The sequence below is a fragment of the Pseudonocardia lutea genome (assembly GCF_042658055.1).
Taxonomy (GTDB): Bacteria; Actinomycetota; Actinomycetes; order Mycobacteriales; family Pseudonocardiaceae; genus Pseudonocardia; species Pseudonocardia lutea.
The window spans coordinates 1-14370 of sequence record NZ_JBHSQK010000124.1; the positions used below are offsets into that span (position 1 = coordinate 1).

17 protein-coding genes are annotated in these 14370 nt (G+C 73.0%); 12 read left to right on the forward strand and 5 right to left on the reverse strand.

Annotated elements, in window-relative coordinates; translation table 11 throughout:
• Window positions 1-33 precede the first annotated feature (33 nt).
• The 4 genes from ACFQH9_RS31355 to ACFQH9_RS31370 all read right to left on the reverse strand — a co-directional run bounded on the left by ACFQH9_RS31355 (window position 34) and on the right by ACFQH9_RS31370 (window position 3262).
• Window positions 34-339, reverse strand: a complete 306-nt coding sequence (locus ACFQH9_RS31355) for an antibiotic biosynthesis monooxygenase family protein (protein ID WP_379571961.1) — start codon at window positions 337-339, stop codon at window positions 34-36.
• Between the two features lie 76 nt (window positions 340-415).
• Complete coding sequence (locus ACFQH9_RS31360) at window positions 416-1402, reverse strand: LacI family DNA-binding transcriptional regulator (protein ID WP_379571963.1); 987 nt, start codon at window positions 1400-1402, stop codon at window positions 416-418.
• Window positions 1399-2139, reverse strand: coding sequence for a DUF2306 domain-containing protein (locus ACFQH9_RS31365; RefSeq protein WP_379571965.1), 741 nt, complete (start codon window positions 2137-2139; stop codon window positions 1399-1401). Before ACFQH9_RS31365 ends, ACFQH9_RS31360 begins: the two co-directional genes overlap by 4 nt.
• Window positions 2140-2239: 100 nt before the next feature.
• Window positions 2240-3262 carry a LacI family DNA-binding transcriptional regulator gene (locus tag ACFQH9_RS31370; protein WP_379571967.1) on the reverse strand — a complete coding sequence of 341 codons (1023 nt, stop codon included), beginning with the start codon at window positions 3260-3262 and terminating at the stop codon, window positions 2240-2242.
• Between the two features lie 214 nt (window positions 3263-3476).
• Between ACFQH9_RS31370 and ACFQH9_RS31375 the strand changes: the two genes are divergently transcribed.
• Genes ACFQH9_RS31375 through ACFQH9_RS31395 form a run of 5 tightly spaced genes read left to right on the forward strand, consistent with a single transcriptional unit; the run spans window position 3477 to window position 8152 of the window.
• Window positions 3477-4400 carry a sugar phosphate isomerase/epimerase family protein gene (locus ACFQH9_RS31375; protein ID WP_379571969.1) on the forward strand — a complete coding sequence of 308 codons (924 nt, stop codon included), beginning with the start codon at window positions 3477-3479 and terminating at the stop codon, window positions 4398-4400.
• 11 nt (window positions 4401-4411) lie between these two features.
• Window positions 4412-5410, forward strand: coding sequence for a Gfo/Idh/MocA family protein (locus tag ACFQH9_RS31380; RefSeq protein ID WP_379571971.1), 999 nt, complete (start codon window positions 4412-4414; stop codon window positions 5408-5410).
• Entirely contained in the window at window positions 5407-6297 is an 891-nt protein-coding gene (locus tag ACFQH9_RS31385) for a sugar phosphate isomerase/epimerase family protein (protein WP_379571973.1), read from the forward strand. The genes ACFQH9_RS31380 and ACFQH9_RS31385 overlap by 4 nt, the downstream gene beginning before the upstream one ends.
• 59 nt (window positions 6298-6356) lie before the next feature.
• Entirely contained in the window at window positions 6357-7805 is a 1449-nt protein-coding gene (locus ACFQH9_RS31390; protein WP_379571975.1) for a sugar porter family MFS transporter, read from the forward strand.
• A 5-nt stretch (window positions 7806-7810) separates the two neighbouring features.
• On the forward strand, window positions 7811-8152 hold the full coding sequence (locus ACFQH9_RS31395) for a universal stress protein (RefSeq protein WP_379571991.1): 342 nt from the start codon (window positions 7811-7813) through the stop codon (window positions 8150-8152).
• Here ACFQH9_RS31395 and ACFQH9_RS31400 read toward each other — a convergent pair.
• Window positions 8142-8546, reverse strand: a complete 405-nt coding sequence (locus ACFQH9_RS31400) for an alpha/beta fold hydrolase (protein ID WP_379571977.1) — start codon at window positions 8544-8546, stop codon at window positions 8142-8144. The two genes, ACFQH9_RS31395 and ACFQH9_RS31400, sit on opposite strands and share 11 nt — an antisense overlap.
• Before the next feature lie 361 nt (window positions 8547-8907).
• Here ACFQH9_RS31400 and ACFQH9_RS31405 point away from each other — a divergent pair, with 361 nt between their 5' ends.
• From ACFQH9_RS31405 to ACFQH9_RS31435, 7 genes are all read left to right on the forward strand, one after another.
• On the forward strand, window positions 8908-10272 hold the full coding sequence (locus ACFQH9_RS31405) for an MFS transporter (protein WP_379571979.1): 1365 nt from the start codon (window positions 8908-8910) through the stop codon (window positions 10270-10272).
• Window positions 10272-11087: an N-acyl homoserine lactonase family protein gene (locus tag ACFQH9_RS31410; RefSeq protein WP_379571993.1), complete on the forward strand. Its 816-nt coding sequence runs from the start codon at window positions 10272-10274 to the stop codon at window positions 11085-11087. The genes ACFQH9_RS31405 and ACFQH9_RS31410 overlap by 1 nt, the downstream gene beginning before the upstream one ends.
• 74 nt (window positions 11088-11161) lie before the next feature.
• Window positions 11162-12070 (forward strand): NAD(P)-dependent oxidoreductase, encoded by a 909-nt coding sequence (locus ACFQH9_RS31415; protein WP_379571981.1) that lies wholly within the window; start codon window positions 11162-11164, stop codon window positions 12068-12070.
• 3 nt (window positions 12071-12073) lie between these two features.
• The gene (locus ACFQH9_RS31420; RefSeq protein ID WP_379571983.1) at window positions 12074-12478 is read left to right on the forward strand and encodes a cupin domain-containing protein; all 405 of its coding nucleotides are present in this window, start codon (window positions 12074-12076) and stop codon (window positions 12476-12478) included.
• Window positions 12475-12891, forward strand: coding sequence for a carboxymuconolactone decarboxylase family protein (locus ACFQH9_RS31425; RefSeq protein WP_379571985.1), 417 nt, complete (start codon window positions 12475-12477; stop codon window positions 12889-12891). The genes ACFQH9_RS31420 and ACFQH9_RS31425 overlap by 4 nt, the downstream gene beginning before the upstream one ends.
• The gene (locus ACFQH9_RS31430) at window positions 12884-13774 is read left to right on the forward strand and encodes an NAD(P)-dependent oxidoreductase (RefSeq protein ID WP_379571987.1); all 891 of its coding nucleotides are present in this window, start codon (window positions 12884-12886) and stop codon (window positions 13772-13774) included. The genes ACFQH9_RS31425 and ACFQH9_RS31430 overlap by 8 nt, the downstream gene beginning before the upstream one ends.
• Window positions 13771-14370: carboxymuconolactone decarboxylase family protein (locus tag ACFQH9_RS31435; protein ID WP_379571989.1), on the forward strand; the 600-nt coding region annotated here is incomplete at its 3' end. The genes ACFQH9_RS31430 and ACFQH9_RS31435, both read left to right, overlap by 4 nt.

The following is a 14370-nucleotide window of genomic DNA, read 5'->3' on the forward strand; positions in this document are numbered from 1 at the left end:
ACTTACGAGCGAGGCGCCGGCCCCTCATACGGTCTAGTCCTCGCCGCGGGAGTCGACCACGACCTCGTGCCAGGTCAGCTCGCTGTCGCCCTCCTGTAGGCCCTCCATCCGGGTGCGGGTCTCGGCGAAGGCCTCGTCCTCGTGCCACGCCTGCCAGTCCGCCCGGCTCTGCCAGGTGCCGACGACGATCCGCTTGTTCTGGCCGTCGAGCGGGATGAGCAGCTGCCCGCCGACCCAGCCGGACCGCCCGCGCGCGGCCGCGAGCCGGTCCCGCATCGCGGCGTCCCACTCCGGCTCGGACCCACGCTTCAGCGTGATCTCGGTGATCACCGTCATCATGTCGATCGCTCCTTCCGGCGCCGTTCCGCCCCGGGTTCCCGCTCCGGCCCGTCGTCAGTCCGGGCACCGGTGCCCGTCAGGCGCTGTCCCGCACCACGACGTGGGCGGGGAAGCGGCGGACCGCGTCGCCCGGGTCCCAGCGGCCCTCGATGGCGGCGAGCACGACCCCCGCCAGCGGCGTGTCGCCGCCGGTGAGGTCGGCGCGGACCGAGGTCAGCCGCGGGCGGAGCAGGTCGCAGAAGGGGTCGTCGTCCATCCCGACGACCGCGACCCGCCCGGGCACGGCGATCCCGGCGTCGGTGAGGGCGCCGAGCAGCAGCCCGGCGTGCCGGTCGGTGGGCCCGACGACGCCGTCGGGCATCCAGCCCCGCCGCCACTCCGCGACCACCCGGGCGGCGGCGTCGACCTCCGGCCGCATCGGGACGTACCGGGCCTCCAGTCCGCGGTGGCGGGCGGTGGCCAGGGCCTCGGCGATCCGGTTGCCCAGCACGGGGTCCGAGGCGCGGTCCTCGTGCGACCCGAGAACCGCGACCCTCCGGCGGCCCCGGTCGGCGAGGCGGCCGGCGGCGGCCCGGCCGAGCTCGCCGTCGTCGAGCACGACGGTCGCGGTGAGCTCCGACGACCGGCGGCCGAGCGCGACCGGCACCGTGCCGGCCCCGGCGAGCATCGCGACGCTCTCCTCGGTGAACCGGTCGAGCGTGGCGACCACGGCCGCCGGCCGCAGCGCCAGCCAGGCCCGGGCCGCGGCGAGCCCGCTGACCGTCGGGTCGCCGTGGATGAGGAAGGTGTAGCCGGCCTTCCGCACCTCCGACGCCACCTGCACCAGCCCGAAGAAGGGCAGCCGGTCGCCGAGGATCGAGGTGCCGTCGACGTGCCCGACGACGAGGTCGCTGCGCCCGCGCCGCAGGGACCGCGCGCTGACGTGCGGGACGTACCGCAGCGCTTCCGCGGCGGCGAGCACCTTGGCGCGCGTCTGCTCCGGGATCCGGGCGCCCGGGGTCCGGTTCAGCACGTAGGACGCCGTGGCCCTGGACACCCCGGCCTGCCGGGCGACGTCGCTCATCGTCGCCGGCCGAGGTCCTGCCGTACCGGGTGTTCCTTTCGGACCCGTCGTGCCGTCCACCCGGCCGATCCTGCCAGCCACCACTCCGCCACGATCAGGTTCACCACCCAGCTCGCCCAGACGGAGACACCGACGGCCTGCGCGATCACCGAGGGTGCAACCTCGGCGCCCGACAGGGCGCCGGGGGCGTACACCGCAAGGCAGATCGGCGACCACACACGGTTCGCGACGATGGACCACGTCAGGGCCACGCTGCGCACCATCCACGCCCGGTGCTGTGCGAACCGGCGCTGCCGGGCCGCCCGGTGACCGAGTACCCCGGTGACCAGCCACAGCAGGCCGAGCGCGGTGTTGCCCGCCTGCTGGACCGGGCCCAGCTGTCCGAACGGCGCGACCGTGAGGACCGCCAGCCCACCCGGCAGCACGCCGGCGAACAGGTACAGCCGCCCGCTCCACCGGTGCACCCGCGGGTGCGTGCGGCGCAGCCAGGGCCAGACCTGCAGCACGCTGGTCAGCAGCGCGACCGTGCCGAAGGCGATGTGCGCCACCAGCATCGGGTAGAAGTGCGGCAGGTCGGGCTGGGGCGGGACGCGCGAGCGGGCGGGGTCGAGCCCGACGTACGGCGGCAGCGCGGTGACGAGGAAGAGGACCGCCAGGAGCCCGAGCGGGAGGATCCACGGGCGGCGCCGGAGAGGTCGTGCGGCGGGCGGGACCGGGGACGCGGTGGGTGCGGCCATGCCCCGATCCTTCGACGGCGGGGCGCGCGGGGGCAGCCGGCCGGCCCCCGGATCCGGGGTGGGGCCTTCCGCAGGAACGCGCAGCCCGGGCTGCGCGGCCTCAGCGGCGGTCGGCGCGCACGGGGGGAGCGGTGGTGCCCCGGACGACCAGCTCGGGGGTCAGCACGGTCTCGCCCGGGGCGCGGTCGGGGTCGTCGAGCCGGGCGGCGGCGGCCCGGACGGCGTGCCGGGCGAGCAGGCCCGCGTCCTGCCGGACCGTGGTGAGGTCGACGTGGGAGAGCCGGGCGAGCCGGTCGTCGTTGTAGCCCACCACCGAGACCCGGCCCGGCACGTCGGTCCCGCCGCGGCGCAGGGTGTCCAGCAGCCCGAGCGCGCACCGGTCGTTGGCCGCGACCACGGCGGTCGGCAGCACCGGCTCGGCCAGCAGGGCGTGCGCGGCGGCGATGCCGGCGTCCTCGTGGTAGGCCCCGGGCAGCACCCGCGCGCGGTCGGCGAGGCCGTGCGCCGCCATGGCCTCGAGGTAGCCGGTGCGGCGGGCGGCGGCGTTGGGCCCGGTGCCGCCGTCGACGTGCACGATCTCCCGGTGCCCCAGGCCGGTCAGATGGTCGACGGCCTGCCGCACCCCGTCGGCGTCGGCGCTGTGCACGCTGTCGAGCCCCGGCGCGGCCCGTCCCACCACCACGCCGACGGTGCGATCGCCCAACTCCGCGAGGAAGGCGTCGTCCACGTCCGGTCCGAGCAGGACGATCGCCTCGCACCGGTGCGCGAGCAGGCCCTCGACCGCGGTCGCCTCGTCCCGGCCGGGGGTGCGCGCGGAGAGCAGCACCTCGTAGCCCAGCCGCTCGGCCTCCGGGTAGATCGCCTCGACGAGGTCGGCCTCGAACGGCTCGCGCACGGTCATCAGCACGCCGAGGGTCCGGCTGCGGCCGCGGGCGAGCAGCCGGGCGGCGCTGTCCGGGCGGTAGCCGAGCTCCTCGGCCGCGGCCAGCACGCGGGCGCGCGTCTCGGCCGAGGCGCCGGGCTGGTCGCGGAAGACGAGGGAGACCAGCGCGCGCGAGACGCCCGCGCGGGCGGCGACGTCGACCATCGTCGGCCGGCGGCGCGGCGGGAGGGGCGTGGCCATGGCGGCATCCTTGCAGGTCATGGGCGGGTCATAAGGGGGTCTCGGGCGGGGTGGAGAGCACGGCGCGGAGTGTTCTCGCCTATGTCTTGACATACACACCTTGCGGTCACCATAGTGTGCCACGGAGCGACTAGAGCGCTCTAGTCAGCACGACGAGGGTGTCCGTCCACGGGCGCCCCGCGCACCACGGCACCGAGGACCGGGAGACAGCAGCGTGGCCCCTTCATCGACGATCCGGATCGGCTCCGCCCCCGACTCGTGGGGCGTGTGGTTCCCGTCGGATCCCGCGCAGACCCCCGCCGACCGGTTCCTCTCCGAGGTGTCCGGCGCCGGCTACGAGTGGATCGAGATCGGCCCCTACGGCTACCTGCCGACGGACCCGAACGCGCTGCGGGACCAGCTGGAGAAGCACGGCCTCAAGGTCAGTGCCGGCACCGTGTTCGAGCACCTGCACCGGCCGGACTCCTGGGAGGACGTCTGGAAGCAGGTCACGGACGTCGCCTCGCTGACCGCCGCGGTCGGCGGCGAGCACATCGTGGTCATCCCGGACACCTGGCGCGACCACAAGACCGGTGCCCCGCTGGAGGACCGCGTCCTGTCCGACGAGCGGTGGGGGCTGCTGACCACCGGCATGGACGAGCTGGGTCGCCGGATCCTCGAGGAGTACGGGCTGCGCGTCCAGTTCCACAGCCACGCGGACAGCCACGTCGGCCACCAGCACGAGATCGAGCGGTTCCTGGAGCACACGAACCCCGAGTACGTGAACCTCTGCCTCGACACCGGCCACGTCTCGTACTACGGCGGCGACAACGTCGGACTGATCAAGAAGTACCCGGAGCGCATCGGCTACCTGCACCTCAAGCAGGTCGACCCCGCCGTGATCGCCCGCGTCGAGGCCGAGGACATCCCCTTCCCCGACGCCGTGCAGCTCGGCGCGATGGTCGAGCCGCCGCTGGGCGTGCCGGACATGCGCGAGCTGCTCGCCGCCGTCGAGGAGCTCGACCGCGACATCTACGCCATCGTCGAGCAGGACATGTACCCCTGTCCGCCGGACCACCCGCTGCCCATCGCGCGGCGCACGCACACCTACCTCGCCGGCTGCTCGGGCCGGCTCGACATCGGCACCCCGAAGGCCTGAGAGGAATGTTCATGTCCGACGATCTGCGCGTCGCCGTGGTCGGCGTGGGGAAGATGGGCTCCTTCCACGTCGACAGCCTGACCCGCCGCGTCCGCGGTGCCCGGGTGACCGTGGTCAACGACTTCTCCCCGGAGCAGGCGGAGAAGGTGGCCGGCCCGATCGGCGCCCGGACCGTGGCCGACCCGTTCGAGGCCATCGGGGCCGACGACGTCGACGCCGTCGTGCTGGCCAGCCCCGGCTTCGCCCACGAGAAGCAGGTCCTGGCCTGCCTCGAGCGCGGTGTCCCGGTGCTCTGCGAGAAGCCGCTGACCATGGACGGCCCCTCGTCCTACGAGGTCGTCAGGGCACAGGCCGAGAGCGGCCGCGAGCTGATCCAGGTCGGCTTCATGCGGCGCTTCGACACCGAGTACGTCGCGCTGCGCGAGCTGATCGCGAGCGGCTCGGTGGGTGCTCCGCTGATGTTGCACTGCACGCACCGCAACCCGACCGTGCCCGACTCCTTCAACTCCGAGATGGCCATGGCCGACTCGGTGGTGCACGAGGCGGACTGCACCCGCTTCCTGCTCGGCGAGGAGGTCGTCGCGGTCACCGTGCTGCGCGGCGCGGCGACGTCGGTGGCGCCGGAGGGCGTCTCGGACCCGATGCTCGTGCTGTTCGAGACCGAGTCCGGCCGGCTGGTGACCGTCGAGAGCTTCGTGCGCACCCAGGTCGCCTACGAGGTCCGCACCGAGCTCGTCGCCGAGAAGGGCAGCGCGACGATCGGGCTCGACCAGAACCTGGTGGTCAAGCAGGCCGGGCGCTGGGGCGGCACCATCGCCCCGGACTTCGTGGTCCGCTTCGGGCAGGCCTACGACACGCAGATGCAGCGCTGGGTCGACGCCGCCCGCCGCGGCACGATCGACGGCGCCGGCGCCTGGGACGGCTACGCCGCGGCCGCCGTCTGCGAGGCGGGCGTCGAGGCGGTCCGCACCGGCCGGCGCACCGAGGTGAAGCTGGAGGCGCGCCCGTGAAGCTCGCCCTCGACCCGCAGATGTTCTATGCCACGCACGCGGTCCACGAGCTGCCCGACGTCGTGGCGAAGATGGGCTACCGCTGGATGGAGCTCTCGCCCAAGGCGGACTTCATCCCCTTCTTCGGCCATCCGCGGGTGGACGACGCCGGGGTGGCCAGGCTGCGCAAGCGCGCGGCGGACGCCGGGGTGGGGATCGCCTCGGTGCTGCCGGTGCTGCGCTGGTCGGGGCCCGGCGAGGAGGAGCGCCAGGCCGCGGTGCGGGCCTGGACGCGGGCCATCCAGATCACCGTCGACCTCGGCGTGGAGACGATGAACTCCGAGTTCAACGGCCGCCCGGAGGGCGCGGAGTTCGCCGAGGCCCAGTTCCTGCGCTCGCTCGACGAGCTGATCCCGGTCTTCGAGCGCGAAGGCGTCAAGCTGGTGCTCGAGCCGCACCCGGACGACTTCATCGAGGACGGCCACGCCGCCGTCGACCTGGTCCGCGGGCTCAACAAGGACTGGATCTCGTTCCTGTACTGCACCCCGCACACCTTCCACCAGGGCGGCCCCGGCGGAGACCCGGCCGGGATCATCGCCCGGGCCGCGGAGAAGGTCACCTACGTGCACCTGGCCGACACCCTGGACCACACCGCGTCGAACGGGTTGCGCTACATCGTCAACCCGCCCGGGTCGACCGCGCGGGTGCACCAGCACGCCGAGCTCGGCCGCGGCGAGGTCGACTTCGACGCGGTGTTCGCCGCGCTGGCCTCGGTCGGGTTCGACGGCGTGGTCTCCTCCTGCGTGTTCGGCTGGGAGGAGGACGCCGAGGGCATCAGCGTGCGGCAGCGCGAGAAGGCCACCGCCCTGATCGACAAGCACTTCGGCGCCGACCGCCTGACCGTCTGACCGTCCGGCCGCGAGGGGCCGGAGCCCCTCGCGGCACCGTCCCCTCGTGAAGGATCGTTTTGTCCCACGACACGCACGACGCCGTGCAGTCCGGCACGACGCCGTCGACCCCCGGCCCGCACACCCGCCGGTTGAAGCTCCTCACGGTCGTCGCCACCTTCGGTGGCCTGCTCTTCGGCTACGACACCGGCGTGATCAACGGCGCCCTGCCGTACATGACCGACGACCTCGGTCTGACCCCGGCCACCGAGGGTGTCGTCACGAGCTCGCTGCTGCTCGGCGCGGCCTTCGGCGCCTTCCTCGGCGGGCGCATCTCCGACCGGCGCGGCCGGCGCACCATGATCCTCTGGCTGGCGGTGCTGTTCGCCGTCGGCACCCTGATCTGCACGTTCGCGCCGGGTGTCGCCCTCATGGTGCTCGGCCGGGTGGTGCTGGGCCTCGCCGTCGGCGGCGCGTCCGTCACGGTGATCGCGTACCTGTCCGAGGTCTCGCCCGCCGAGCGGCGCGGCCGGCTCGTCACGCAGAACGAGCTCATGATCGTCAGCGGCCAGCTGCTCGCGTTCCTCTGCAACGCCGTCATCGGCGGGATCTGGGGCGAGGCCGGCGGCGTCTGGCGCTGGATGCTGGTGATCGCCACCCTGCCCGCGGTCGCGCTCTGGGTCGGCATGCTCGCGATGCCGGAGAGCCCGCGCTGGCTGGCCTCGCGCGGCCGGTTCGGCGAGGCGCTCGCGGTGCTGCAGCAGGTGCGGGACGCGAAGCGGGCCGAGGCCGAGCTCGCCGAGGTCCGCGCGCTGGCCGAGGAGGACCGGGCCGCGCAGACGGCCGGCTGGCGCGACCTGGCCGTGCCGTGGATCCGCCGGATCGTGGTCGTCGGGCTGGCGATCGCCGTCATGCAGCAGATCACCGGCGTCAACTCGATCATGTACTACGGCACGCAGATCCTCACCGAGTCCGGCTTCGACCGGGACGGAGCGCTGATCGCGAACATCGCCAACGGTGTGATCTCGGTGCTGGCCACGTTCGTCGGCATCTGGCTGCTCGGGCGGGTCCCGCGGCGGCCGATGCTCGTCGTCGGGCAGATCGGCACCTTCTGCGCGCTGCTGCTCGTCGGCGTGCTCTCGCTGGTGCTGCCCGAGGGCGTCGGTCGCGCGTCCGTCGTGCTGGGGCTGACCGTGACCTTCCTGGCCTTCCAGCAGGGCGCGATCTCGCCGGTGACCTGGCTGATGCTGTCGGAGATCTTCCCGCTGAAGCTCCGCGGCCTCGGCATGGGCGTGTGCGGCCTGATGCTGTGGATCGTGAACTTCCTGGTCGGCCTGCTCTTCCCGATCCTGGTGGCAGGCATCGGGATCTCCGCGACCTTCTTCCTCTTCGCCGGCCTGGGCGTGTGCGCCATGCTGGTGGCCAGGGCGATCGTGCCGGAGACCAAGGGGCGGACGCTGGAGCAGCTCGAGCGCGAGTTCAAGCGGGCCGGTGACCCGGCATCGGCGACGGCGGAGGTGACGCGGTGACGGTGATGGTGGCGGTGCCGGACTCGCCCGAGGGGCGCACGGCGCTGTCGGCGGCGATCGACGAGGCGCGGCGGCGCGAGACGGACCTGGTGGTGCTGAACCTCGCGCTCGACCCGCTCGACGTCGTCGGGATGCCGAGCGACCTCCCCGTCACCGTTCGGGAGCGCACCGGACACGCCGACCTCGCCGACTGCGTCCTCGCCGCCCTCGACGAGTACGAGGGCAAGGTCGACCTGCTGGTGATCGGGATGAAGAAGCGCACCCCGATCGGCAAGGCCCTGCTTGGCAGCCTCTCCCAGCGTCTGCTGCTGGAGGCCGACGTCCCGGTGCTCGCCGTCAAGCGCTGAACGGGGTCCGGGCGGGTTCGCCGGCCCGGATCCGGTCCAGGACCGGGCGGAGGTGCTCGGCGAACCCCTCCGGATCCTCGGACATGGGGAAGTGCCCGCGCCCGGGCATGACGACGAGCTCGCCGCCCAGCTTCTCCGCGGCGGCACGGCTCATCTCGGTCGTCGCCGAGTAGTCGTACTCGCCGCTGAACACGGAGAGCGGGCAGCCGGCCGGACCGAGATCGTCGGTGTGGCGCGGCAGGTCGCGCGAGGAGAAGTGCGTGTCACCCTGGTAGACGCCCGGCCCGGACTGGGCGTAGCCCCACAGGGTCTGCTCGCGCGGCCCCGTGGGGCTCCCGGGCGCGATCAGCTGGTGAGGAAGCCGGAGTGGTCGACGTCGGCCCGGTTCGTCCACTCGGCGAACCGCCCGGGGTTGCCGAGTCCGCCCTCCAGGGCGCGCACCGCCGCCCACCGCCCGCCGCACGTGCTCGCCAGGTAGAGCGCGATCGCGCCGGCTCCGCCGGTCCGTGGGCGGATCGGAGCGACCGTGCCAGGGCATGTCGAACGCGACGACCCGTGGTCGCGCAGGTCAGTCCCGTTCTGATCGTAAGCTCGTCTGACAATCCAGGGAAACCTTCGCCTCGGGCCGGCACCGATCGGACGAGCAGCCGTTGACTGCCCCGCAGGCCGGCGGCTACGGTCGGCGGCCAGATTGTCAGACGATATGACGATCGAGTAGTGCCAACCGCACTGGTGCGACGAGATGGGACTGCGCGATGACGGGCAGTGAGAGTGACACCGGCAGGGCTGTTCAGCCCGGGTACCCCGACGACGTCGAGACCCCCGAACGGGCGGCGAAGCGGCGCTCCGCGATCCGCGGGGCGTTCTTCGCCGAGTTCGTCGACATGTTCGACATCTATCTGCCGACGGTGGTCCTCACCCCGGCCCTGATCTACTTCCAGCCGGCGGGGATGTCCCCCGGGCTCTCCGCGATCCTGACCTCGCTCGTGTTCGCCACGACGCTCATCGGCCGGCCCGTCGGGGCCGCGATCTTCGGGGGGCTCGCGGACCGGGTGGGACGGCGCCGCGCCACCATCACCTCGGTCGGCGGCTTCGGCGTGATCACCCTGCTCATCGCGTTCATCCCGGGCTACGCCACGATCGGGATCGCGTCCTACTGGCTGCTGATCCTGCTCCGCTTCCTCGACGGGATCTGCCTCGGCGGCGGGTACACCGGCGCGCTGCCGCTGGCGATGGAGTACTCGCCGAAACACAAGCGCGGCCTGCTCGGCGGCGTCATCCTCGCCGCCTTCCCGCTGGCCTACATCGTGATCAACCTGGTCGGGATGGCCTCCTTCGCGCTCTTCCCCCTGGCCGGCCCCGACTCGCCCTACGCGGTGTGGGGCTGGCGCGTCCCGTTCGTCCTCGGCGCGCTCCTGGCCGGTGTGCTGGTGCTCTACTACGTGCGCTGGGTCTCCGAGTCCGAGATCTGGGAGGCGTCGGAGAAGAAGTCCGCACCGCTGAAGAACCTGTTCTCCGGTGCGAGCGGGCGCAGCTTCCTGCAGGTGTTCGCCATGATGACCGGGTTCTGGCTGACCCAGAACATGGTCACCCTGTTCCTGCCGACCACCGTGCTGCACACCGTGCTGCAGCTCAGCGGCAGCCAGCTCACGACCGCGCTGCTGATCGCCTACGCCTGCCTGGTCGTCAGCTACATCGGCTCCGGCCTGATCGCGCAGCGCATCGGTCGCCGGACCTTCTTCATCGTCCTCGGCGGGCTCATCGCGATCGGGGGGTCCACGCTGATGGCGGTGCTGATGAACGGGAGCCACCTCTCGTTCGGCACGATCGTGTTCCTGGTCTGCGTGTTCTCCGTGCTCGTCACGGCGCCGTGGGGCGTCGTCCTGCCCTACATCAACGAGCGCTTCCACACCGACGTCCGTGCCTCGGCGTTCGGCCTCGGGTTCAGCGCGTCGGTGATCATCCCGTCCTTCTACGCGTTCTTCTACGCGGGCCTGAACCAGGTCGTCTCCGCGGCGGTCTCCGCGGCGCTCCTGCTGGGGATCGGCGGCGTCCTCGGCGCGGTCGGCGCGGCGGCCGGCCCGGAGACCAAGGACGTCGACTTCACGAGTGCGGCGTGATGGCGCACGAGGTCCTCGCGGTCCGCTACGGCACGCGGATCGCGCGCCGATCGGAGACGTTCCTCAACCACCACGTCTACGGCGAGCCCGACTCCGAGCTGCCGATGGACTACTTCTTCTGGGTCGTCCGCGACGGGCACCGGACCGTCGTCGTCGACTGCGGCTTCGGTGCCGAGGCCGGAGCTCGCCGCCGTCGGACGATGCTGGTCGACCCGGTCGACGCGCTGCGCGGCCTGGGGATCGAGCCGGAGGCCGTCGACCGGCTCGTCGTCACCCACGCCCACTACGACCACATCGGCAACCTCGACCGCTTCCCGGCGGCCGAGATCGTGCTGGCCCGGCGCGAGCTGGAGTTCTGGACCGGCCCCTACGCGGGCAGGCTGCAGTTCGCCCACTCCACCGAGCCCGACGAGCTCGGCCTGCTCGCCAAGGCGGCCGACGACGGCCGGGTCCGGCTGGTCGAGGACACTCTCGACCTGGCCCCGGGCTTCGAGCTGGTCGTGGTCGGCGGGCACACACCCGGCCAGCTCGTCGCCCAGATCGCGACGGACGGCGGTGCCGTCGTGCTCGCCGCCGATGCCCTGCACTTCTACGAGGAGCTCGAGCGGGACCGGCCGTTCTTCGTCGTGGCCGATCTCGTCGACGTGTACCGGGGCTTCGACCTGCTGCGCGAGATGACCGGGGACCCCGGCCGCGTCCTGCTCGCCGGGCACGACGCCGTCGTCCCCGAGCGGTTCCCGGGCCGCGTACCCGGACTGGCCCCGGAGCTCGCCGACCTGGTCGTCCGGGTGGCACCGGGGGAGGGGGCGGGATGACGGACGACGGTCGCGCCGGCACGGTCGGGCGGGGTGGGCGCGTGGGACACCGGCCGGCCGACTCCCGGACGGGCATGAACACGGGAGGGGAGCAGGTCGTGGACACCGTCGGGATGATCGGCCTCGGTAACATGGGCGGCCGGATGGCGCGGCGGGTCGACGACGCCGGGTTCACCGTCGTCGGGCACGACCCGGTCGCGGGCCGGGCCGAGGCGGCGGTCGCGGTGCCGGCCGCGGACCCGGTCGACGTGGCCCGGCGGGCCCGGGTCGTGCTGCTGTCGCTCCCGGACAGCCACGTCGTGGAGCCGGTGGTGCGGGAGGTCCTCGACGTCGCCGTCGAGGGCACCACGATCGTCGACCTCTCGACGGCGTCCCCGGCGTCGACCCGAACCCTGCACGACGAGGCCCTGACGCGCGGGGTGCGCTACCTCGACGCCGGAATCTCCGGGGGTGCGGCCGCGGCCGAGAAGGGCACCCTGACGATCATGGCGGGCGGGGACGCGGCCGCGCTCGCCGAGCTGGAGACCGTCCTCGCGCCGATCGCCGCGACGGTGCACCACATGGGGCCGTCCGGTGCCGGGCACACCACCAAACTGCTCAACAACTTCCTCAACGCGGTCAGCCTCGCCGCGTCCGCCGAGGTGATGGTCGCGGGCCGCAAGGCGGGGCTGGACCTGCCACAGCTGCTCGAAGTGATCAACTCGAGCAGTGGGGTCAACTTCGCGACCACGAACCGGTTCCCCGCGATCGTCCGCGGCGACTACCTCGAGGGCGGGCTGACGAGCAGGCTGATGACCAAGGACGTCGCGCTCTACGTCGACCTGGCCGGTCGGCTCGGCGTCCCCACCCTGAACGCCGCGGGCCCTCTCGGTTGCTTCGGTCTCGCGGAGAACCTCGGCTACGGCGACCTCATCAGCAACCGCGTCGTCGACGCGCTCGGCGACGTCGCCGGCGGTGTCCGAGTGCACGACCAGGAAGGATGACCAGTGCAGATCGTTCGGGGCCGAGCCCCTGACACCACACCGACCCAGAACCGGACCGAGACCTTCACCGGGACGGTCTGGGGCGATCCGGTGCTGCCCACGACGGCCGAGCACAACACGCTGAACTCGGTGACCTTCACGCCCGGTGCACGGACGTACTGGCACCACCACACCGGCGGCCAGCTGCTCGTCGTGACCGCGGGGATGGGCTGGGTCTGCCCGCGCGGCGAACAGCCGCAGGTGATCCGCGCCGGTGACGTGGTGTGGGTGCCGCCGGGGGAGCAGCACTGGCACGGCGGGACCGCGGAGACGGTGATGACCCACCTGGCGTTCTCGATCGGGCCCACGACGTGGCTCGAGGAGGTCGCCGAGGAGGACTACCCGGTGGCAGTGGGGGCGGCCCGGTGAGCAGCGGGGACGACCGGTACGAGCGAGGCCTGGGGATCCGCCGCGAGGTGCTCGGCGACGCACACGTGGACCGCTCGCTGCAGGGAGTCAGCGACTTCTCGCGGCCGGTCCAGGAGTACGTCACGCAGAACGTCTGGGGCGAGCTGTGGGCCCGGCCGGGTCTGGACCGGCGGACCCGCAGCCTGCTCAACCTGGTGATGCTCACGGCGCTCAACCGCGGTCACGAGCTCGCCGTGCACGTCCGCGGGGCGGTGACCAACGGCTGCACCGAGACCGAGATCCAGGAGGCGCTGCTCCAGACCGCGGGCTACTGCGGGGCGCCCGCCGCGTTGGAGTCCTTCCGGGTGGCCGAGCGGGTGCTGCGTGAGATCGCAGCCGAGTCCGTCGACGCGTCCGGGGACGGTCATGCCTGACGCCCCTGCGACCGACCGGGTGGGCTTCGTCGGGCTGGGCCGGATGGGTGCGCCGATGGTGCGGCGGCTCGCCGCCGGGGGCGTGACGGTGCGCGGGCACGACGCCGCGTCCGGCGTGGCGGAGGGCCTCGCCGACGTCCTGGCCCCGGTACCGAGGGCCGCCGCCGCGGCCGAGGGCTCCCCCGTCGTGATCCTGATGCTGCCGGACTCCGGGGTGGTGGAGAAGGTCGTCGACGGCGGCCTGCTCGACGCCCTCGCGCCCGGCGCCCTGCTGGTGGACATGAGCACGTCGGAGCCGCTGCGCACGCGGGCGCTGGCGGAGCGGGTCGCCGGGTGCGGCGCGACGCTCGTCGACGCCCCGGTGTCCGGCGGCGTCGCGGGGGCCGAGGCCGGCACGCTGACGATCATGGTCGGCGGCCCGGGCGACGCCGTGGAGCGCCTCAGGCCCCTGCTGGCGCTGATGGGACGGGTCCGGCACGTGGGCGGGACGGGCGCGGGGCACGCGGTCAAGGCGCTGAACAACCTACTGTCCGCCTCGCACCTGCTGGCCACCTCGGAGGCGATCCTCGCGGGGGAGCGGTTCGGTCTGAACCCGACGACCATGCTCGACGCGATCAACGGCTCCAGCGGCCGCAGCGGGTCGACCGAGACCAAGTGGCCGACCCACATCGTGCCCGGCACGTACGCCTCGGGGTTCACCGCCGGCCTCATGGTCAAGGACCTGCGGATCGCGCTCGGGCTGGCGGAGGCCGTCGACGCGCCGCGCGGGCACGCCGCGCGCACCCTCGCCCTCTGGAGCCGCGCGATCGACACGCTCGGGCCGGGGGCGGACCACACCGAGATCGCACGATGGCTGCGCGAGCGGCCGGAGGAGGACCAGTGACCGGGACGGAGACCCTCACTCCCGAGCAGCAGCGCGTCAAGGACGAGTTCGTCGCCGTCCGCGGCACCTGGGGCGAGCCCTGGCAGCGGATCCTCGAGCTCGACCCCGCGTTCCTCGAGGCCTACCTGCACTTCTCGTCGGTGCCGTGGACCCGGGCGTCGCACCTCGAGCCCAAGGTCAAGGAGTTCGTGTACATCGCGGCCGACGCCGCGGCGACGCACCTGTACGAGCCCGGTATCCGTCAGCACATCGAGGCGGCCCTGCGCCACGGGGCCACCCCGGCCGAGATCATGGAGGTGCTGGAGCTGACCAGCACCCTCGGCATCCACGCCTGCAACATCGGGGTGCCGCTGCTGCTGGAGGTGCTCGAGGAGGAGGGCGTGCGTACCGGGCCGGCGCCGCTGGACGAGCGCCGGGAGCGGCTCAAGGCCGAGTTCACCGCGAACCGCGGGTACTGGCACGAGTTCTGGGAGGGGATCCTCGAGCTCGCCCCGGACCTGTTCGAGGCGTACGTCGAGCTCTCGTCGGTGCCGTGGAAGACCGGCACGTTGGAGCCGAAGGTCAAGGAGATGATCTATGTCGCCTTCGACGCCGCG